A 20,804-nucleotide genomic window follows, 5' to 3' on the forward strand; every position below is an offset into this window, starting at 1 on the left:
CCATTCTAGCCCAAAATCGTCCTTTTATTTCACCATCCACCGCATGGGGATGAACAGTTCTTCAAATTTCTCCACGGCATAGGCGTCGCTCATGCCGGCGATGTAGTCGGTGACCGCCCGCTCCACGCCCTCTCGCACCAGAATGTCCTGGTACTCTCCGGGCAACTGGTCATGGTGCTTGCAGTAGTACTCAAACATATGACAGATCATGTCCTCCGCCTTGGACTCCTCCCCCTTGGCACGGGGATTGAAGTATACCGCCTCGAACATAAAGTTTTTCAGCTCCGCCATGGCCTTGGCCACTTCCGGGGACTGGTGAATCTCCATCCCCTCCTGGCTATGCTCCACAATGTCCAGCACCAGGCGCTCAATGCGCTCCCCATGGGTGTAGCCCAGCACCTGGGAGATATGCATCGGGATATCGGTGGGGTAGATGATGCCACCCCGCATGGCGTCGTCAATGTCATGGTTGATATAGGCGATCTTATCAGCATATCGCACCAGCTGCCCCTCCAACGTCTCCGCCATGGGGCCGGTGGTGTGGCATAGAATGCCACGGCGCACCTCATAGCACAGGTTCAGCCCAGCGCCGTCCCGCTCCAGCCGATCTACCACCCGCAAGGACTGCTCGTAGTGGCGGAAACCACCCTCCACCATGCGGCTTAAGGCCCGCTCTCCGGCGTGGCCGAAGGGGGTATGGCCCAAATCGTGGGCCAGGGCGGCGGCCTCGGTGAGGTCTTGGTTTAAGCGCAAAGCCCGGGCCATGCTCCGGGCAATGCCTGAGACCTCCAGGGTGTGGGTCATGCGGGTGCGGTAGTGATCCCCCTCGGGCTGGAGGAATACCTGGGTCTTGTGCATCAGCCGCCGAAACGCCTTGCAGTGGATGACCCGATCCACATCCCGCTGGAAACAGGTGCGCATGGGACAGGGAGGGATGTCCACCGCCCGGCCTTTGGACTCAGCCGCAAGGCAGGCGCGGGGAGAGAGGATTTGTCGCTCCAACTCCTCGGCATAGGTACGAATTTCCATTTGCACCCCTCCTTCACGATACTTCCTATGACTGTATACTCTATAACTGTACGGAATCCTTCTTTTTTTGAAAAATTTTTTCATACACCGGATGTCCCCTCCATAGGGTATCCCAAGGAGGGATGTCTCATGACTCAATCCATCACCTTGATGCTGTTGGTGCTGTGTGTCATTTTGGTCAACGGCTGGACGGACGCCCCCAACGCCATTGCCACCGCCGTGGGCTCTGGAGCCATGTCCTTCCGTCCTGCTGTGGCATTGGCCGCAGTGTGCAACTTTGCAGGGGTGACGCTGGCCTGTCTTCTCTTTCCCGCCGTGGCTGCCACCATGGAACATCTGGTGCGCTTCTCCTCCCCTGCCGCCACCCGAGCCGGGCTGTGCGGGGCGTTGCTGGCGGTGATCGTATGGGGTGTGGCGGCGTGGCGGTTTGGGCTGCCTACCAGCGAGAGCCATGCGCTGCTGGCAGGTCTGTCCGGCGCTGCTCTGGCCCTGGGAGCGGAGATCCAGCCCTCCGCCTGGGGGGCAGTGGCGGCGGGGCTGATGCTCTCCCTCCCCGCAGGAGCGGTTACCGGGCGGGTCATCTGCCGTAAACTGGCCGGCATCCCCCACAACCCTATGTTCTGGCAGCGCTTCACCGCCGCCCTCACCGCCTTTCTCCACGGGGCCCAGGACGGGCAGAAGTTTTTACCCCTGCTGCTCATGGCCTATGGGGTCAGCGCCACCCAACCGCCCCTCTCATTTCTCTTTCTCACAGCTGCTGTCATGGCCCTGGGCACCGCCTTGGGCGGAAAGCCCATCGTGGAGAAGATCGGCCATGAGCTGGCACACCTCACCCCCACCCAGGGGTTGTCTGCCGACCTGGCCACCGGGGTTGTGCTGGGTGTGTGCTCCCTGTTGGGTCTGCCTGTGTCCACCAGCCACGCCAAGGTGGCCGCCATCTGCGGGGCATCGTCCCGACCCCAGCGGGGGGTGGTGGGTCAGCTGCTTTTGGTGTGGGTGCTCACCTTCCCCGCCTGTATGGGGTTGGGGTATGGGTTTGCCCTCCTGTTGAGGTGAGGGCAAACCCGGGATGGGAGTTTGTTCTCCTACCATTTCCATATCCTAGGCTTGCCAACCTGGTGGTATACGCTCCGCTGGGCCCGATTTCTCAGCGATGAGAAATCGGGGAAAGAATCGCCCAGGCTTTCCCCCTGGGAACCCCCTGGGGTACTTGGGACAGGTGCCGGAGCAACCCATACCGCCGCTGAGGTATTGGGACAGCCTGTGCTCCTTGCGCCGCTGCCGCTGATGCCTACGAAGTAGCAGTGCAGTTTTTCTTTGGCAAAAGCGTCGGTGCATGGCAGGAACTGTCATCTTACACCCAACACCGGCCCTGTGCTTCTGAGGCAGGTGTTATCCAACCTGGGAAGTCGAGCGGCAGCGGATGCAGCGGCACAGGAGTATCAGCTTATCCCTGGGCCGGTTGGCGTTTATCCAGAGCCATAGGTCTTCTGACCCAAGGGAGGTTCTTAGGGGGGAACGCCCTAAGCGGGTTTTTCCCCGATTTTTGTCCGCTCAAAAATCGGGCCCAGCGGAGCGTACTTGCCAGGCTGGCAAGTGTGCACAAGAGACGTGGTGGAAAGTCAGGCTCCCCAGACAGCAAAAGATCCCGAAGCCACAACCGCAGCTTCGGGATCATGTTTTGTTGTCTTACACCTGTGCGATGAACTTGAGGAACTGCTCTTTGCCCTCGGGGGTACGCTTATACACGCCAGCGTGCTCCAGCACCTTGGCAAACACCAGGCCGGTCTCGTACTTGACGATGTCCCAGGCGTTGTCCTGGTTGATGTTCTCGTACTTGGCCTTAAAACCCTCAGCCCAGTCGGCGTGCTTGGCGGTGGCCTCGTCGGCCCGCAGATCGCCGCCATTGGCCAGGCAGTCGGCCACCTGGGCCAGCTCCTGCTTCAGACGGGCGGGGAGAACGGCCAGACCCATGACCTCGATGAGGCCGATGTTCTCCTTCTTGATGTGGTGCAGCTCCTGGTGGGGATGGTACACACCCAGAGGATACTCCTCGGTGGTAATGTTGTTGCGCAGCACCAGATCCAGCTCATACTTGCCGTCCCGCATCCGGGCAATGGGGGTGATGGTGTTGTGGGGCTCCCCATCGGTCTCGGCAAAGATGAAGGCAGCCTCGTCGGTATACCCTCTCCAGCTCTGCAAGATCTTGTCGGCCAGATCCACCAATCGCTCCGGATTTTCACTGGAGATACGGATGACGGACATGGGCCACTTAACGATACCGGCAGCCACGTCCTCAAACCCGGCGAAGGTGACGGGAGTCTCCACGGGAGCGGTGGCCATGGCGAAGGTGTAGCGTCCGCCCTGGAAGTGGTCATGGGCCAGGATGGAGCCGCCCACGATGGGCAGGTCGGCATTGGAGCCCACGAAGTAGTGGGGGTACTGGCGGACAAAGTCCAGCAGCTTTCCGAAGCAGGCCCGGTCGATCTTCATGGGGGTATGCTCCTGGTTGAAGCAGATGCAGTGCTCGTTGTAGTACACATAAGGGGAGTACTGCAAGAACCAGGGGGAGTTGTTGATGGTAATAGGCACAATGCGGTGGTTCTGGCGGGCGGGGTGGTTCACCCGTCCGGCATAGCCCTCATTCTCCGCACACAGCTGGCAGCGGGGATAGTTGGAGGCGGGGAGATTGCGGGCAGCGGCAATGGCCTTGGGGTCCTTCTCCGGCTTGGAGAGGTTGATGGTGATGTCCATCTCCCCGTACTCGGTGTCCGCCTTCCACCGCACGTCACGGGCGATGCGGTCCCGGCGGATGTAGTTGGTGTCCTGGGACAGGGTGTAGTACCAGTCCGTGGCCTTCTCCGGGTCCTCCTTGTACAGAGCCTCAAACTTGGCCCGCACCTGGCTGGGACGGGGGGTGAGCACACCCATGATAGCGGTGTCAAAGAGGTCCCGGTACACCACAGAGTTCTCGGTGAGCACACCACGGGCATAGGCATCGTCCAGCAGCTCATCCAGCACAGCGGCCAGGTCGATGTCCCCCCACTCCTGTCCGGGGTCGGTGTAGCTGTCCAGCTTCAGAACCTCCAGCACCGCATTGGTGGCCCAGGTGGTCTCACAGGGCTCAATGAGTCCGGTGCGGACGGCGTAAGTAATCAGCTTGGAAATGGCCTCGTTCATCTCTCGTGCTCCTCCCTTAGTCCTCGTAGCCGTGGGGATGGGCCTTGTGCCAGTTCCAGGCGGAGGAGACGATGGTGTTCAGATCGTCATACTGAGGCTTCCAGCCCAGCACGGTCTTGGCCTTCTCAGAGGAGGCAATGAGCTGGGCGGGGTCGCCGGCCCGGCGGGGTGTGACCTCAGCGGGGATGGGATGGCCGGTGACGGCACGGGCTACCTCGATGACCTCATTGACGGAGAAGCCCACGCCGTTGCCCAGGTTGAACACGTTGTTCTCGCCGCCGTTCATCAGGTAGTCCAGAGCCAGGATGTGGGCCTGGGCCAGGTCGGTGACGTGGATGTAGTCCCGGATGCAGGTACCGTCGGGAGTGGGGTAGTCGTCGCCAAAAATGGAGATCTTCTCACGCTGGCCATTGGGCACCTGGAGGATCAGGGGGATCAGGTGGGTCTCGGGGTTGTGGGCCTCGCCGATCTTGCCGGAGGCGTGGGCGCCGCAGGCGTTGAAGTAGCGCAGAGCCACATAGCGCAGGCCGTGGGCCTTGGACACCCAGCTCATCATGTGCTCCATGGACAGCTTGGTCTCACCGTAGCAGCTGGTGGGCTCAGTGCGGTCGGTCTCCAGAATGGGCACCGACTCGGGCTCGCCGTAAGTGGCGGCGGTGGAGGAGAACACGATCTTGTCCACCCCGTGGGCCACCATGGACTGGAGCAGCACCATGGTGCCGTAGAGGTTGTTGTCATAATACTTCAGGGGGTTAAACATGGACTCGCCCACCTGAGAGGAGGCGGCAAAGTGGATGACGCCCTCGATGTCCTCCGCCTGGAACAGGGTGTCCAGGGCGCCCCGATCCCGGATGTCCAGCTGATAGAAGCGAGCCTTGGGATGCACCGCCTCCTTGAACCCGGTGAGCAGGTTGTCTGCCACCACCACATCACGGCCAGCGTCGATGAGTTCATAAACAGTGTGGGAACCGATGTAACCAGCTCCGCCCAGAACCAAAATTGCCATAAGAATACGCTCCTTTCCTATCCTATACCCTAAATTTAGCACACAACGGCACCGCCCACGGCACGCACCGTGAGCACATGGCAGCTGCCCTCGCCCAGCACAGACTCCACCTGGGCCTTAAAGCCGTCCAGCATATCCAGAGGCACGAAGGCCTGGATGGTGCCGGCAAAGCCGCCGCCGTGGACCCGGTAAGCGCCCCGGCCCTGGAGGGCATGGGCGGCGGTGGCCAGAGCCACAGCCATAGCCTGCTCCGCCACGGCTCCGGTGGGGGCAATGTTCTGTAAGTACATCCAGGAGGACTCCCCGGACTGCTGCACCACCTTCAGGAAGGCGTCAAAGTCGCCCCGCTCCAGAGCGTCCGCCTCCTGAGCCACTCGGGCATCGTCGGCGAAGAAGTGCAGCGCCCGCAGCACTGCCCGGTCCCCCACCTTCTTGCGCAAGCCGGGCATCTCTGCCCAGATGCGGCTCTCGTCCACTTCCCGCAGCACTTCACAGCCGAAGTACTGGGCCACCGCCTTCATCTCCTGGGGAATGGCGGCGTACTCAGCAGTGAGGTCGGCGTGGTCCGCCCCGGAGTCGATGATGCACAGGGCGTAGCCGTACCCGGCCAGATCCACCTGGATGGGCCGCACCACAGGGTTGGCAGTGTCGGCAAAGTCGATGGCCACCGCCCCGCCCACAGAGGAGGCGGTCTGATCCATCAGCCCGCAGGGCTTGCCGAAGAACACGTTTTCCGCATACTGGCCGATCTGGGCGATGGTCACCGCGTCCAAGGCGTCCCCACACGCCAGGTGGTTGAGGATGACCCCGATGGTCACCTCGCAGGCGGCGGAGGAGGACAGGCCGGAGCCGGGCAGCACCTTGCTGGTGGCATAGGCGTCAAAGCCCACAGGGGTGTAGCCCCGCTGGGCGATGCCGGCGGCCACGCCACGCACCAGGGCGGCGGTGCTCTCCTGCTCCCCGTCCACAGGCTCCAGGTTGTCCAAGTTGACCTCCACCATGTGCCAGCCCTCGGACATGAATCGGATGGTGTTGGTGCCGTTGGGGGCAGCACACACCAGGAAATCCAGATCCACAGCAGCCGCCAGAACCCGGCCACGCTGGTGGTCGGTGTGGTTGCCGCAGATCTCGGTGCGCCCGGGGCCAGTGTACAGGCCCACGCCCTCCCGGTTCCCGAAGAGCTTGACGAACTCCTCTGTGACATGGATGCTGCGCTGCAGTCCCTCCTCCACAGATTTTCCGCCGTCGTGGATGTCATACACCCGTGCCAGATCTCCGGCCAGCTGGCCCGCCTTCAGCTCCTCCAGGAGCTTGTTGCAATCTCGCATTTCCTTTCACCTCGTATTTTGATTTGTACCCAAAGTATATATTTATTTTAGTAAAAATTCAACCAATTTTTTCTCACTTTTTATTCTTCGTTGCCTTGCACAAATTCCGGGGCGAAAGTTGTGCTCTTTCGCTCAATCATCGTGGGCGGCACCACCACTTTCAAGGGAATCGTCCGCTCAGCCTCCCGACCAGGCAGAGGCACCCTTGCCCGCAGCAGGTCCAGGGCGGTAATGGCCATCTGCTCCACATGGGCGGAGATGGAGGTCAGGGGGGGATCCACCAGGGCAGAACGGGGGGTGTCATTGAAGGACACCACGGAAATCTGGCGGGGTACCGAGATGTCCAGCTCCCGCATGGCCCGCACAGCTCCAATGGCCACCTCTTCGTTGGCTGCCACAAAGGCAGTGGGCCGTTCCCCGCCACGGGACAGGAATTGTTCCACCGCCTGGGCCGCTTCGTCGGTCTGCATGGGGCATTCCAGCAGCCATTCCTCCCGCAGGGTGCCCCGCAGCTGCATCTGCTCCACAAAGAGCTTGCGCCGGGTCTCCAAGGCCCGCTGGCGCAGGTCATCGTACTTCCACTCGGGGCCGATGAAGCCAATTTTCCGATGTCCCAGCTTTTCCAGGTGCTCCAGAGCCAGGGAGATACCCAGAGAGTAGTTGAGCACCACCGAATCATGCTCGCTCTCCCGGGGTGAGGAGTCCACAAACACCAGGTTGGGGGATAGGGTGGACAGGGAGCGGATCTGATCCGGCTCAAACAGGCCAATGGCAATGATGCCGTCCAGCTTCTCCCCTCCTGTGGGAACCACAAACTCGCTGCCCCGATTTTCCAGGGGCACGGCGGTATAGCGCTTGTCCAGGCAGCGCTGGCGCACAAATCCGCTCAGGTACAGATAGTAGGGGTCGTCCAACTGCTGCACCGGGGAGAGCATTTCCGCAATCCCCACCCGCAGTACCCCCTTGGGTGTACGGCCTCGTCTGCTTTTTGTCTGGGAATAGTTGAGCCGTCCCGCCTCTTCCAGTACCTTTCGGCGAGCCTCCGGAGTGACGGACAGATGAGGGTCTCCGGACAGGATCCGGGAAATGGTGGCAGGCGAATATCCGGTGCGCTGGGAGATCTCCTTGAGCGTCGCCATGGGCTTCTCCCCCTTTCATTTTGGTAAAAATTATTCTATCATTATTTTCGCCAAATAGCAATCACCTTTTCCAACAGTTTTTATGCACTCTTTTCTCTTTGGAAGCCATAGACACCTGAGCTGCCAAGGCACATGTCCAAGCCTATGCAGCAGACCCTTCGGTCATGCTCGTCCAACCCGGGTACAGAAGGGACAGGTTAAGCCCACCAAAAGTGCTTATCATTGGCCATTGAGGACAAATAAGGACACGCTGATGGTGCATACACTTCCCCATGGAGGTGGTGACCATGTGGACGGCATGGCTTTTACTGATGCTCAACGGGCTGTTCTTCACCCTGCGTCTGGCCAACAATACCGGCTCCTTCCCCCCTGCCCTGAGCCGGGAGGAGGAGCAGGAGTGCTTGCAGCGCATGGCAGAGGGGGACAGCGACGCCAGAGACAAACTCATTGAGCACAATCTGCGCCTGGTGGCACACATCGTAAAGAAGGACTATTGCAAAGGACTAATTCGCCCCGTTGAAAATGGACTGAAGCCCGTTGCCCCAGTCTCAGATAGACCTCTAAATAGATTTGCTTGTCATTGCTTTGCTCCAGCACCACAATATGATCCAGAATCGTTGCCACAACTTCAGAGTGAATCCCGTTTGTAAAATCCAGTTCCTCCCAGAGTGCTTTTTCCAGCGCTTCGGCATTTATCTCCGTTCCTTTTTGGACTTGCTCCTGCTGTTGCAGGGTCGCCTTTTGTTCCTCCAGGGCGGAGATCTGGCGGTTGAATCGGTCATTACGCACCTTGAACTCTGAAAGGGTAATGGCATCCGCCATGCTCAGCTCCAGCAGCTTATCTTTCTTCTCCTCAATCTGGCCGATCTGCACCTCAATTCGCCCGATCTGCGCAGAGTAGTCCACGCTGTTGTCGGTTTCCCCGATACTGTTCAGCACCAGCCGGATGATCTGTGCTTTCTCTGTTACCACTTTTTGAAACAGGTCTGCTAAAACGAGATCTACTTCATCGCTGCGAACAGACGGCAGGCTGCATGCATCCTTCCCTTTCTGGCGGTACATTTTGCATCGCCAGAACTCCCGCACACCCTTTTGGGTTTTGAAGGACTGTCGTTGGAGGCTGGTGCCATGGATACCGCAGACGATCTTTCCGCTGTATGCATAGCGGTTATGGTAGCTGGTGGATTTTGTCCGAACCTCTCTGCTGCGCTGCTTGAAGATGGCATTGGCACGATCCCACAATTCTTCCGAGACAATGGCCGGGATATTGGGGTCTGGATACATGACCCATTCGCTTTCCTCCAAAAAGGCTTTCTTCTTGGTACGATAGTCCAGCGTCTGGGTTTTGTTCCCACAGTACCACCCCTTGTATTTGGGGTTGGTCAGCATGTGTTTGATGGTAAGCTGATTGAACTCATTGCCCAGCAGACTGGTGTGTCCCCGCCGGGTCAGCTCCTGGGCGATTTTTCGGATTCCATACTTGCCGGTGGCGTAAAGTTCAAAAACGAGCTTCACCGCCTCGGCCTGTTCCGGGATGATGGTCAGTTTGCAGTCCTTCTTGTCATAGCCCCACAGTCGGTTGTTGCCCAGCACATGGCCGTTCTTGATGGACTGCCGAAAGCCAAATTTCAGGCGTTCAGACAGCTTCCGCACCTCATCCTGGGCCACGCCTGCCATGACCACCAAACGAAACTCGCTGTCGGTGTCCAGAGTGTTGATGTTGTCGTTCTGAAAGAGGACACCTACATTGGCATCCAACAGCTCCTGTGTATACTGGATGCTGTCCAGCGTACTTCTGGAAAAACGGGAAATCTCTTTGGTGATGATGAAATCAAACAGGCCCCTGTGGGCATCGTCAATCATACGCAGAAAACTCTCCCGCTTATAGGTACTGGTGCCGGAAATACCTTCATCCACATAGCCTTGCACGAATGTCCAGTTTGGGTTTTTCTGAATGAACTCCGTATAATACTGAACCTGGTTTTCCAGGCTTCCTTGCTGTTCCACCTTTTCCGTGGATACACGGGCGTAATATGTAACCCGCAGGGGCAGGTCATAGATTGACCTGCCCATTCGCATTTGCTCTCGCAGCTTTCTAATAGTCATCATGCCGCTGATCCTCCTTTTGGTTTTGTAAAGGTTTATCCTCAGCATAATGGGTAAAATGCTTTCTGTCAAAAAACCGAGAGCAGCTGGCAGAGAGATAGAGATCTTCTGAGATCATATTCCGCTGCCACAATCGTTTCAAAAGAATCAGCCCAACCTCACGGTCAATCTCATTCATGGCCAAACCTCCTCTCGTTACCTTATGCAATCCGGGCAAACGCTATGATGTAATTGCTTTCAAAGTCACATGAACGCACTGGCAACTTGCGCTGCCAGTGCGTGGTATCTGACTTTGAATATGATGGTCATACTCGTCGCCACATTTATCGAACCCCTGGCGAAGTGGGAACATGGCAGGTTGTCCGTGGCGAGGACGATTCATAACTCCACAGCGTCGGTCGGGCCGTGCGCCGCAGGGTTCCCCCTCTTACGTGGGAGGCCACCGTTTGGAAGTACCATTATATCTGTGCTGCACTCCTCCTGAATGTGCCATAGGCATCCAGGCGTATCGCTTATAGATCGCTCTTATCGGCATATCCGATGGTCATGGCGGTAAACGAAAGATTGCATTGGCACAGTGACGTACCTGCTCATGCTGCCGATATTCCATTATCAAGGTTCACCGAGAAGTAAAAACCCCTCTACTAACAAGGACATCTGGAGGCCAAAAGTACACCCAAAACAGAAAAATTTCTCAATAAAATTTTTGACAAATTACGCACATTCGGCATTCTGTTTGACCGTAATGAAGTAATCTCGTTGAGCGAATGTTAATCCTGCAACAGGATTTCTTTCAGCTTTTGTTTTCCAAGCATGATGCTTTTGCGAACCGCCGATTTATAAACTCCTTCTGCCTCAGCAATCTCGTCCAACGTCATATCCATGAAGTAGTAAGCGTAAATCCGCTCTGCCTGCTTTCTGGGGATAGAGCGCAGGGCCTTATAAAGCGCCTCATTCTGAATGTGCTTTATCGTTTCATCCTCCGGCCCAGGCTGATGATCTGCGATATGCGCTTCGATACCAGGATCAGAATCCAAAGACACTACGTCCCCATTGCGAGTTCTGCGCTTTTCCAGTGCCTGCTCTGCCAGTCGGTACTCCTCAAATACAGCGTCAATCTTATAGGAAACAGGATATTCGGAATATGTAGAATCCAGATGAGGATATTCTTTTCTCAAATCAATAAATTTCATAGTAGCAACTCCTTTGAAATGTTTTGGAAAATTCAAAGGAGCCGCTACGGGTATGCGGCTATGGAGGGCTGCCAGTGCGCTATGAACCAATCACAACGCAAATAAAAAAAGGCATATCGAATCTCATCGTTTTTACGACAAAATTCGATATGCCTGACACAGACAAGTTCCTGAGAGCCTGGTCTGTCAAATAAAAAAAGAAAAGAGGATTTTCTATTCCGTTTTGGGAGACGGCTTAGAAAATCCTCTTTACCATACCGCTGGTTATGCAGTTGTTTTGCTTTAACAAGAACAGCACACTGGCATCACTCTTTCTGTAAACTTTTAGTATATCATATAGTTACGGTCGAAAGAATGATAACACAGTCGGAAGGTCGAAATTTGCTGACAAATGGAAAGAAAATGGTATTTTTACTGAAATTAGGTTTAATTCATATTGCGTTTCCTACGCTCCCACGCTAAAATGATGGCAGACAGAACAACAGGAGGAGGTTTGAGCGACATGAAATATCTTCTGTACCGATCCCCTGGAAGCATAGAGAAGGCTGTGACAAAACACGAGCTGGTGGCCGTGGAATTTGGCACGGACATCTACGAAGTCACGGAGGCGCTGATTAAAGCAGCGGCCCAAGACCTGGCAGGAATGCCAGAATACGAAGGATGCCAAACTGCTGCCTACGCTCCGGAACCGTTAAAGCCGTTCCGTAAGGTCAAACGCTACGACTACGAGATGATGGGTATTGTCTATCCTGCTCATGGGGATGAAAATATCTTGATCGACTATGGAGTTGCAGAAAAACCTGAATAAAACACAAAAAGGGAAACCCGGATTCAGTCCAGGTTTCCCTTTTGCATTGTGTCATAATTTCTATTTACAGCCGCTCACGCAGCTCCGTCCAGCTGGTGGCAGTCTCCAGCTCCACACCGGCGTTGAGTGCTTTGAAATGCTCCTTGCCGCAGTGGATTTTCAACTGTTCGCTGGTTTTCAAGTGCATAAAGCTGGTGTCGCCCTTGGTTTCCAGAACGAAGTACAGCTTTTCCTCGCCATTCTTGTTGAGATACACAGCCCAGTCGGGGTTGTATGTGCCGATGGGGGTTTCAATTTTGAATCGGCTGGGAATCTTGAAGAACATCTTCACATCTGGGTCGTTGTCCAGGGCCACCGCCACCGGCTTTTCTACGGTGGAGCTGTCGTAAACCACATAGTCATAGACGCTGTGTTCTACCTTGACAGCGTTCCGATCCAGGTTGGCAAGCAGTTCGGCGGTGTCGAAGATCTCCTGCACATAGTATTCCTGCCCGTCCAGCTTCACATATCGAATGCCATCAATGGCCAAAGCGTGACGGTGGTTGCGGATCAGTTCCACGGCTTGCTCCAGAAATGCCTCCGGGTTGTTGAGAAAGTCCCCACACCGTCCGCTCTCCACCAGAATCCGGTTGACGGTAGCCGGGGTCAGCAGCGTTTCATCGCTGATGGCGGTAATGATGTCCGGCAGGGCCTGATAGTCGTTGGCAATATCCATCGTCCGCATTTCCCGTTCCATGTGGCTGATACCGGACTGCTGGATGTAAATATCGGCAGTCTGGGACACCAGACGGGTCTTGGGGATATGAGGCATTTCCTGAAAGGCTTTGACGCAGTTTTTCACCAGCTGCTCCGTGTCAATGCTCACCCGATAAGCGGTTTTCTGCTTGATCTTGCTCCACAGCTCCAGGAACTCCGGGGAGAGCATGACCTGTTTGTTGAGCCGTACCACCACATCACGGGAGGCATCCCGCACCGGGGGCTTCCGGTCAGCGTTGGCGATAATCTGCTCAAACCGCTCTCTGGCGGCTTCATATTTTTTCGGCAGGTCAAGGGTTCCGTTTTTCAGGGCGTTCTTCATGGTGTCTTTGACCTTGCCGGTGCTGGTGATATACCCCTTCTGCTCAAAATGCTCCAGCAGCTCCGTGGCTTCCTCGTGGGTGACGGTATGTTCCTCCACGACGGTTTCTGTGTAGGTGGTTCCGGCCAGGGATTCCACCGCCACCGGCTGCGCCTTTTCGATAATGTCCTGCACCACTTCCTTGATCGGCTCCAGAGCCTTGGGCAGTTCAACTTCTTTCGGCTTGACCACAGTTGCCACCTGACCGGCCTCGTTGACCACACCAGCGGTTTTCAGGGCCTCCACCACCGCCTGGGCCTGTTCCGTCGTGACCTGCTTCTCCACGTCCCGACGGGCCTCATAGACCATGCCGGAAAACAGACTGAGCTGGAGAACACCAAACTTGACGCCGGTTTCGTCCTCGATCTCCTTTTGGAGGGTGGAGGCAAACTCGGAAAAGCTCTCGTTGGCCATGACGTGAAGGACGTTGATGTTCTTGTCCTCGATGCGTTCGCCGTCCTGGTTGACGCACAGTCGCAGGCCACGGCCCACCTTCTGACGGCAGGTAAAGGTGGACTTCTGCTCAATCAGAGTGCAAACCTGGAATACGTTGGGGTTGTCCCAGCCCTCCCGCAGCGCCGAGTGGGAGAAGATGAACCGCAGCGGACACTCAAAGCTGAGCAGCCACTCCTTGTCCCGCATGATGGTGTTATAGGTATCATCGTCGGCCTGGGTATCGCCCTTGGTGTCCTTCAGACGGCCTTTCTTGTCCTGGGAAAAATAACCGTTATGTACCTTGCTCACGTCCGTGGTGAACCGTTCCTGAAGGACGGCATATTGGGGTTTCGCCATCAGCTCCTGGTAGCACGCCTCAAACATGGTGGCATAGATACCAGGGGTGCCGTCCTCATGGCGGTACTTGTCCACCTTGTCGATAAAGAACAGGGACAGTACCTTGATGCCCTTCTCCAGATACCGCAGCTCTTTATCCAGGTGGGTTTCGATGGTGCGCCGGATCTGAGCCTTCTTGACGATGTTCTCGTCTACGTCACCAATGGCCTTGCCCAGCTTGACCTCCTGGGTATTGCCAAACTCAATATGCTCAAAGTCAGGAGTGCAGTCAATTCCAGCGACGGTGTAGCCCTCGTACAAGTCCCGTTGCCCGGACAGCAGGTACAAATCGTCACCCGGCTTGACGGTCACGGCCTTGCGGGTCACGGCTCCGGTCTTTCCTTTCACATCCAGTTCCACCCTGGCCTTAAAGCCCTTGTCGTTGCTGACGGAAAGCAGCCGCACATAGGCTTGGTTGAAGCCGCCGGCAATCTGATTGGAGGATACGGCAATCTGCTTGACCAGCCCCATTTGGTAGGCATCTACCGGGGTCAGACGGTAGAGCAGATTGATTTTTTCTCGGTGAGTAGCGGAGTACCGCAGCACACACAGGGGGTTCAATGTGGCAATGGCTTCCTTGGCCTTGGGGGTGTTGTCTACGCTCTGGGGTTCGTCAATGATGACAATGGGGTGGGTATTCTGGATGAAGCCCATAGCCGTTTCGCCGTTGAGCCGATCCTGGGCCTGGTTGATGATGTTCTCCGCTTTCTTGAAAGCGTCGATGTTAATAATCATCACTTCAATGTTGGAACTGGTGGCGAACTGCCGCACATCGGACAGCTTGGCAGAGTTATAGATGAAGTACCGGCACGGCACATTGTCATATTGCAGGCCAAAATGCTCCTTGGTAATTTCAAAGGACTTGTAGACACCCTCTCGAATGGCCACCGACGGCACCACAATGACAAACTTGGTGAATCCGTACTTGCGGTTCAGCTCAAAGATAGTCTTGGTGTAGACGTATGTCTTGCCGGTGCCAGTTTCCATCTCGATGCAGAACTGACAGTCCTCCGCTGTGGAGGTCAGAGGCAGGTTGTTCCGCTTCTGGACGGCGTGCATATTGGCGGTCATTGTCTCCTGGTCGATGTAGAGGGCGTTGCCCTGGCCCATTTCCGGGAGAAGGGATGTCTGCCGTTCATCTACCACGGAGAAGGTGCTTTTGGTTTTCTCCTGCCCGGTAAACAAATCCACCACAGCGTTGACCGCCTGGGTTTGGAAGTCCTGGGACTTGAATTTTAGTTTCACTGTTGATCCTCCGATTTAGGGAAAAGTCCTCGCTGGACATTATCGCTAATCAGCATTTTTATATGATCTATTTGAGGAATTCCGTGCTGAAATCTTCGGTTGCACCTTACACACTTTAGATAATCACAAAAATCGTCGCCATACACCAAAGGTGAACCACAATAATTGCATACCGGATGTAGGTCATCTACATAATATCTTCCAAAAGAATCTCGACGCCATTTCCACTCCCAGTTCCAACCGTTAATACTGTCTTTTTGGTATTGTATCCATAAAGGATTCGACTGCTTATAATTCTTAGCGTTGCCAATCTTAAATAGGATGAACAGTATTCCTATAATAATTACCATTGCAACTACTATCCACCAAACTTTAATGTTGAATTGGAGGAAGGAAGTTACACAGTTTATTATGAAGGATAAAATATTTTTAGCAGTGCTTAGAAGTTGCCTGTTCTTTACCATATCGTAAAGCACTGTCAATATAAAGCTGAGGATAACTGGGATAATTGCAACGATAACAGGATGTTTTAGAAGCCTTTTCATTTTTCTTACACCAACTTTAATTCAATCCCATGATCCCGCAGGATGTAGTAGGCATTGGCCATGGCGGTATCGTCGGCAAAGCTGTCACGGGAGATAATGATTTTCGCCGGGGCGTATTCGGTCATTTGCTCCACGTCCTCCGGCTGCACGTCCTCGGCCAGACAGATCAGCAGCAGGCAATCATCGCCCACGCCATAGACAGTCTTGTTGTTGATGGAGAACGGGGTCACGGAGTAGGTCAGCGGCACACCCAGCTTCAGCATGATTTCATAGATCATATCCAGGTCCGTGCGCTCCGGCTTTACTCGGTGGATCATGGTGTTCATCCGCTGGTATAGCAGGTCAAGCTGCTCATCCTCAATGGGGGTAGCGTCCCAGGTTTTCAAATTGGAGGTGTCCAGCTTAAAGACACGGAAGCCCACGTCCAGAGAGTGCTTGTCCTCATCCATGGTGACTTGGGTATGTTCCTCCAGAATTTTCTTTCCGGCCCGTCTGATTCGCTCCTTGCCGATCTCACAGATATTCTTGTACCCGGCCTTGTACGCCTCGCTCTTTTCGTCGCACAGTTCGGGGAGCTGCACCAGTATAAAGCGCCGGTTGCCGCCGTCCTCGGCGTTGAGTTGCATCACTGCATGGGCTGTGGTAGCGGAGCCAGAAAAGAAATCGAGAATGATGTCATCTGTGTTAGACGCTTGGGATATTACTTGCTTAATAAGCTCGACTGGCTTTGGAAAATCAAACAGATACCGATTGAACAATCCACCAATTTCCTTGGTTGCAGTATTTGTGTAAGCACCAGTGCTGAAAATAGACGAAAAACCAGGGAGATTGTCGGACAGCTCATGCAAGAATGATTTTTTGCGTGGACGCCCATCTGGGTTATCGGGCCAGATAATCCTTTCTTCTTGAATAAGCCGATTCATAGTGTTCCGATCATACCGCCAGCCTTTTTCGGGACAACCGTAGTTTCTACCATCTGCGGGATTGATTAAATCATAATGCAAATTTGGACGTGCATCAGCGGTAGCCAGGCCCACCATATTAGCGCTTGTCCAGGGGCCACGGGGGTCGTTATCGGGATTCTTGTATTGTTCTATTTTTCTGTCAGTCCCACGGAATACCCGATGTCCGAATTGCTTCGTATAACACACGATGTACTCGTGGTCTATTGAAACACCAGTAATATTACGATTGTCTTTATTCTGCCTACTTTGCCAAACAAATTGAGCTACAAAGTTTTCTTCGCCCAAAATTTCGTTGCACAGCTTTTTGAGATTATCAATCTCGACATCATCTATTGAAATGAAGATGACACCATCATCCCGCAGAAGATTTGCCGCCAGACGTAGGCGAGGATACATCATATTAAGCCAGTTGGTGTGATAGCGCCCCATGGTTTCCGGGTTGCTCTTGGTGGTCTGTTGGGTCACTTCCTTGTACCGTGCCATGGGATCGGCAAAATCATCGGCATAGACAAAATCGTTGCCGGTATTATACGGTGGATCAATGTAGATCATCTTCACCTTGCGATAATAAGCCGTTTGTAGCAGCTTCAAGACCTCCAGGTTGTCGCCTTCAATATAGAGGTTCTGGGTGGTATCCCAGTCCACACTTTCCTCCCGGCAGGGACGCAGGGTACCGGTGGATCGCTTCTGAGCCAGCCGCAGGCAGTCTGCCTTGCCCTTCCACTCAAACTTGTATTTTTCAAAATCGTTGTCGATGTACTCGCCGCACAGAGAAAGCAGCTTGTCAATGTCCAGCTTGCCCTCGCTGACGCACTCGGGGAATACCGAGCGTAGCTTGTCCAGGTTGGTTTGCTCTATGTTCATGGAAAACCCGTCCATTGTATGCTCAATCATTTTCCTTGTCCCTCCAAAACTCGTTCCTTCTCACATTCCAGATATTTTTGAGTAATTGAAACCAACCGTTTCCGAAATGATACAAGATTTTCTGCCGCCAAAAGGAATTGTCTTATATGTGTATCTCTGTATTCCTTCGCAGCATCTATGGCATCAGAGGCGGGCACAACACCAGTCAAATCTTCTTTGCGCTCCAACACTTTTTTATAGGCAGACAGAAATCCATCTGGGTCTCGCAATCCATTGGAACATAATTCCGCAACTGAATTGCTAAACCTGACTTTATCTGCAACCGCCAATGAATCATCCAAGATAGTACAAAACTCTTGAAAAAATTGATTTTCATTACTGAGAAGCAACTTTATTTTGTAGTGTGCCGTCTCCAGCAGATGATACCGTTCATATATTTCTGCATCTTTTCCTTCGTACTCTTCCTCGTTTAAGGCCATAAAGCTTAGCCAATGAGCGTCAAGCATAGAAATATATTGAGAAACATTATCAGTGAGCTGAACATACCGACGCTCATAATCTGCCATGCGAAGATTATACCCTTGCGACTGCCGTTGATTGAAAAATGCTGTCACCAAGTTTGCTCCAGCAAGCACAGCAGTAATAATAATTCCAATTAAAGTTATAATATCAGCAGTTTCCATTAAATATTTCTCCGTATTGCCACTACAAATTCCCGTTGTACCTTTGCCGTCAGTCTTTCTTTGTCGGCAAAGGCTTTTATTTTTTCTTCCAGCTCCATGTCAAGCCGCATGGCGTCAAAGAACTGGTTCTCCTGCCGCTTCATGTACTCTTGGCGTAGCTGGTTGATTTTCTTCTGCGTAGCCAGCCGTTTCAGCCGGTCGCCGGTGACGGCCTCCAACTCCGCCTGTGCCTGCTGCACCTGGCTGTCCAGAGTGTTCAGCTCACGGCTCAGTGCCGCCTTATCAGCCGATACCTGTTGCTTCATCCGTTCCATTTCCTCGGCCTGGGCCGGGGACAGGCGCTCCAGCTGTGCCGCCAGCAGCGCCTTTGTCGGCACCAGATCATCCAGCGGGTGGGGACGGCTGCTCCCCTTTAACCAATGGGGAGATCTCCGCTCATCCTCGGTGTAGCCCTCCACCGGCAAGTCCAGGATGCTGCGGCAAGCTGCATCGTCCATGGCCTTGCCGCTCTCCGTCAGGCCGCACAGCACGGCGTGTTCTGTGCGGCTGGAGCCGGATACCAGAGTGACAGTATAGAGGGCAATCCGGCACGGCTCCGGCACCGTTGGGATGGTCAGGATGCCCTCGTTGGCACTCTCCAGCTCATGGAGAATCCCATGGCCTATGATGCTGGAAAGGGTAAGCTGCCCGGACTTGGGCTTGAAGTCCTTTGCCATGCCGTACACCTTCTGACTGCGATAGGGCCGGTTCCGGCTCCCCGTCCAGTAGTAGAACAGCACCGGCAGCTCCCGGTACTCCGTGGCCGTGATGGTACGGCTGGCTTCGTCGATGACAAAATGGCAATCGTCGTTCTTTTCATTGTAACGGTTAAAGAACCATTTGGCAATCTCCCAAAGGTCGTTGTTCAGCTCCTGCCCACGGCGGTTCACATATTTGGGGTTGATCTTCACCTTGTCAGCCAGTTCCTTGGTGAAGGTGGTAAACAGAATATCCTCCGCTGCGGAGACGGTCTGCCGGTTATCCTCCTCGTGGGCATCCAGGGTCTGGCGGTATGCCTGCTCAATCTGCGCCCTGGGCCGCAGCCGCTGGGCAATGACCGGAAAGGCCGCTTTTACATCATCGGTAAAGCCGCCCAGCACGTCATCGGTAATGCCAAAGACACCGTCGGTCACCAGCATCCGCTTGTTGACCAGCTCCAGCTTGCGGACGTCGGCAAAGTTGTTCTTGTCGATAAAGGCCACGGACAGCACATCGTTTTCCTGGCCCAGCCGGTGGCAGCGGTCGATTCGCTGCTCCAGCTTCAAGGTGTTGTACGGCAGGTCGTAGTGGATGATGAAAGCGGCCTCCTCCAGATTGAAACCCTTGGCACCGTTGTCGGTGGAAATCAACACATCGCCGTCCTCTTTGAACTGGCGGATCACGGAGTAATCGGCGCTGCCGTTGTAGGCCAGGGTGCGGTACTGGCCGGAAAGAAGATTCTGGAGCATCTTCTGGGTTTCCACGCTTTCGGTGAAGATAACGGACTTCCGTGCGGCTCCCGTTTTCTTCATCAGGGAAAACCCCTGTTTGAGAACAGCCAGCAGCTCACTGGCCTTTGCATCCTGTGGGATGCTTTCTGCCACGGCCTGAATCTCTTGCCATTGGGTCAGCTCCTCCGCTGCGTTCTCCAGCCCCTGGAGCCGCTTGACGATGCCCTTGATGGTTTGCAAAATCGCCGCCGTAGAGGAACCCAACAGGCCCAGCAGCCGTAGAGCCAGGTCATATTGGTTCATTTCAGGAAAGGCTCTCTTTTCCGGCTGGTTGATGTAAGCATACAGCAGCTCATAGAGCTGCCGCTCCGTCTTGCTGGGGGTGTACTCCACGGTCAGCAACACACGCTCTGTCACCTTGGCGTAGTGCTTGGCCTGGGAGCGGAGGGTGCGGAAACAATAGCGGCTGACCTGTTCGCTGAGTTCCGGGTAGTTCTCCGGTCGGCGCAGATACCGGGCCAGAAACTCTTTTTCTCCCGGCAGCAGCGTTTCGTCGATGAACCAGATCAGGCCGTACAAGTCCATAATGTTCTTTTCGATGGGGGTGCCAGTCAACAGCAGCTTGAAGGAGTCTCCGGCGATCCGCTTGAGGGCCTTGGCCTGTTTGTTGTCCTCCTGGTAGACTGGAGAGAGGGCATTGGCCTCTTCAAACACCGTCAAGTCCCAGTTGACCACCTTTGCGGCCTCCTCGTTGTCGGCAGCAAAATCATAGGTGGTGATAACGATGGCATCCTGGATAAAGGCGTTGGGATGGTCGGGGGCGCTGTGGGCCTGCCATTCTTTGCGGCTGGTCAGAACCACATAGGGAACGGTATAGAATCGCTCCAGCATTTCCGTCCATTGGTGCAGCAGGTCGGCATTGGGAATGACCAGCAGAATCCGGCTGTATCCCTCCAGCCACTTTTGATTGATGACCAGCATGGCCTCATGGCTCTTGCCCATACCGGCTTCATCGCACAGGACAGCTCCCTTTTGATAGGGAGAACGCAGGGCAAAGCTGGCCGCTGCAATCTGGAACGGATAGATTTCAATATCCGATGATGCAAAGACCGGGATGAACCGCTCATCCTCCGGTAGCTGCTCCAACAATCGAGCCTTGTAATAGGCATGAAACGGTGTTTGCAGCATGGCATTATCCCCTCCTTTGTCCCTGCATTCTTTTTGTCTATTATGTCAGATTTTAGGGGAAAAGGCAATGTATGAAACAGATAAACGGGAGCTGCCCAATAAGCAGCT

At 54.7% G+C, this 20,804-nt stretch carries 14 protein-coding genes; 2 read left to right on the plus strand and 12 right to left on the minus strand.

Translation table 11 applies throughout. The annotated features are described in order from the left end of the window. Nucleotides 1–24: 24 nt before the first annotated feature. Nucleotides 25–1,029: a deoxyguanosinetriphosphate triphosphohydrolase gene (locus H9X86_RS02050; protein ID WP_204899930.1), complete on the minus strand. Its 1,005-nt coding sequence runs from the start codon at nt 1,027–1,029 to the stop codon at nt 25–27. Between the two features lie 129 nt (nt 1,030–1,158). On the opposite strand from H9X86_RS02050, the gene H9X86_RS02055 reads away from it, so the two are divergent. Further along, nucleotides 1,159–2,085 (plus strand): inorganic phosphate transporter, encoded by a 927-nt coding sequence (locus H9X86_RS02055; protein ID WP_204899931.1) that lies wholly within the window; start codon nt 1,159–1,161, stop codon nt 2,083–2,085. 633 nt (nt 2,086–2,718) lie between these two features. Here the strand turns inward: H9X86_RS02055 and galT are convergent. The 7 genes from galT to H9X86_RS02090 form a co-directional block, all read right to left on the minus strand. Further along, the gene (gene galT, locus H9X86_RS02060) at nt 2,719–4,209 is read right to left on the minus strand and encodes a UDP-glucose--hexose-1-phosphate uridylyltransferase (RefSeq protein WP_204899932.1); all 1,491 of its coding nucleotides are present in this window, start codon (nt 4,207–4,209) and stop codon (nt 2,719–2,721) included. A 16-nt stretch (nt 4,210–4,225) separates the two neighbouring features. Further along, nucleotides 4,226–5,215, minus strand: a complete 990-nt coding sequence (gene galE, locus H9X86_RS02065) for a UDP-glucose 4-epimerase GalE (protein WP_204899933.1) — start codon at nt 5,213–5,215, stop codon at nt 4,226–4,228. Between the two features lie 35 nt (nt 5,216–5,250). Beyond that, nucleotides 5,251–6,543, minus strand: a complete 1,293-nt coding sequence (locus H9X86_RS02070) for a galactokinase (RefSeq protein ID WP_204899934.1) — start codon at nt 6,541–6,543, stop codon at nt 5,251–5,253. Nucleotides 6,544–6,623: 80 nt separating this feature from the next. Beyond that, the gene (locus H9X86_RS02075) at nt 6,624–7,682 is read right to left on the minus strand and encodes a LacI family DNA-binding transcriptional regulator (RefSeq protein WP_204899935.1); all 1,059 of its coding nucleotides are present in this window, start codon (nt 7,680–7,682) and stop codon (nt 6,624–6,626) included. A gap of 444 nt (nt 7,683–8,126) precedes the next feature. Next, nucleotides 8,127–9,791: a recombinase family protein gene (locus H9X86_RS02080; protein ID WP_243416786.1), complete on the minus strand. Its 1,665-nt coding sequence runs from the start codon at nt 9,789–9,791 to the stop codon at nt 8,127–8,129. Next, nucleotides 9,778–9,966 (minus strand): hypothetical protein, encoded by a 189-nt coding sequence (locus tag H9X86_RS02085; RefSeq protein WP_204899936.1) that lies wholly within the window; start codon nt 9,964–9,966, stop codon nt 9,778–9,780. The genes H9X86_RS02080 and H9X86_RS02085 overlap by 14 nt, the downstream gene beginning before the upstream one ends. A 592-nt stretch (nt 9,967–10,558) precedes the next feature. After that, entirely contained in the window at nt 10,559–10,981 is a 423-nt protein-coding gene (locus H9X86_RS02090; protein ID WP_087399086.1) for a sigma-70 family RNA polymerase sigma factor, read from the minus strand. Between the two features lie 502 nt (nt 10,982–11,483). Between H9X86_RS02090 and H9X86_RS02095 the strand changes: the two genes are divergently transcribed. Then, nucleotides 11,484–11,789, plus strand: a complete 306-nt coding sequence (locus tag H9X86_RS02095; protein ID WP_204899937.1) for a carboxylate--amine ligase — start codon at nt 11,484–11,486, stop codon at nt 11,787–11,789. Nucleotides 11,790–11,853: 64 nt separating this feature from the next. On the opposite strand, the gene H9X86_RS12850 is transcribed toward H9X86_RS02095, so the two are convergent. The 4 genes from H9X86_RS12850 to H9X86_RS02115 form a co-directional block, all read right to left on the minus strand. Continuing rightward, complete coding sequence (locus tag H9X86_RS12850) at nt 11,854–14,982, minus strand: restriction endonuclease (RefSeq protein WP_204899938.1); 3,129 nt, start codon at nt 14,980–14,982, stop codon at nt 11,854–11,856. Nucleotides 14,983–15,532: 550 nt separating this feature from the next. Next, nucleotides 15,533–17,386 (minus strand): site-specific DNA-methyltransferase, encoded by a 1,854-nt coding sequence (locus H9X86_RS02105; protein ID WP_204899939.1) that lies wholly within the window; start codon nt 17,384–17,386, stop codon nt 15,533–15,535. Continuing rightward, on the minus strand, nt 17,383–18,039 hold the full coding sequence (locus H9X86_RS02110; protein ID WP_204899940.1) for a hypothetical protein: 657 nt from the start codon (nt 18,037–18,039) through the stop codon (nt 17,383–17,385). The genes H9X86_RS02105 and H9X86_RS02110 overlap by 4 nt, the downstream gene beginning before the upstream one ends. After that, nucleotides 18,039–20,696 (minus strand): SNF2-related protein, encoded by a 2,658-nt coding sequence (locus H9X86_RS02115; protein WP_243416787.1) that lies wholly within the window; start codon nt 20,694–20,696, stop codon nt 18,039–18,041. Before H9X86_RS02115 ends, H9X86_RS02110 begins: the two co-directional genes overlap by 1 nt. Nucleotides 20,697–20,804: the final 108 nt, after the last annotated feature.

Source organism: Pseudoflavonifractor capillosus, assembly GCF_016902575.1.
GTDB classification, from domain to species: domain Bacteria; phylum Bacillota; class Clostridia; order Oscillospirales; family Oscillospiraceae; genus Enterenecus; species Enterenecus capillosus_A.

Bases quoted from the DNA above. Each gene is read 5' to 3' on its own strand.
- H9X86_RS02050 (WP_204899930.1), bottom strand. From the start codon at position 1,029: ATGGAAATTCGTACCTATGCCGAGGAGTTGGAGCGACAAATCCTCTCT.
- H9X86_RS02055 (WP_204899931.1), top strand. From the start codon at position 1,159: ATGACTCAATCCATCACCTTGATGCTGTTGGTGCTGTGTGTCATTTTG.
- galT (WP_204899932.1), bottom strand. From the start codon at position 4,209: ATGAACGAGGCCATTTCCAAGCTGATTACTTACGCCGTCCGCACCGGA.
- galE (WP_204899933.1), bottom strand. From the start codon at position 5,215: ATGGCAATTTTGGTTCTGGGCGGAGCTGGTTACATCGGTTCCCACACT.
- H9X86_RS02070 (WP_204899934.1), bottom strand. From the start codon at position 6,543: ATGCGAGATTGCAACAAGCTCCTGGAGGAGCTGAAGGCGGGCCAGCTG.
- H9X86_RS02075 (WP_204899935.1), bottom strand. From the start codon at position 7,682: ATGGCGACGCTCAAGGAGATCTCCCAGCGCACCGGATATTCGCCTGCC.
- H9X86_RS02080 (WP_243416786.1), bottom strand. From the start codon at position 9,791: ATGATGACTATTAGAAAGCTGCGAGAGCAAATGCGAATGGGCAGGTCA.
- H9X86_RS02085 (WP_204899936.1), bottom strand. From the start codon at position 9,966: ATGAATGAGATTGACCGTGAGGTTGGGCTGATTCTTTTGAAACGATTG.
- H9X86_RS02090 (WP_087399086.1), bottom strand. From the start codon at position 10,981: ATGAAATTTATTGATTTGAGAAAAGAATATCCTCATCTGGATTCTACA.
- H9X86_RS02095 (WP_204899937.1), top strand. From the start codon at position 11,484: ATGAAATATCTTCTGTACCGATCCCCTGGAAGCATAGAGAAGGCTGTG.
- H9X86_RS02105 (WP_204899939.1), bottom strand. From the start codon at position 17,386: ATGATTGAGCATACAATGGACGGGTTTTCCATGAACATAGAGCAAACC.
- H9X86_RS02110 (WP_204899940.1), bottom strand. From the start codon at position 18,039: ATGGAAACTGCTGATATTATAACTTTAATTGGAATTATTATTACTGCT.
- H9X86_RS02115 (WP_243416787.1), bottom strand. From the start codon at position 20,696: ATGCTGCAAACACCGTTTCATGCCTATTACAAGGCTCGATTGTTGGAG.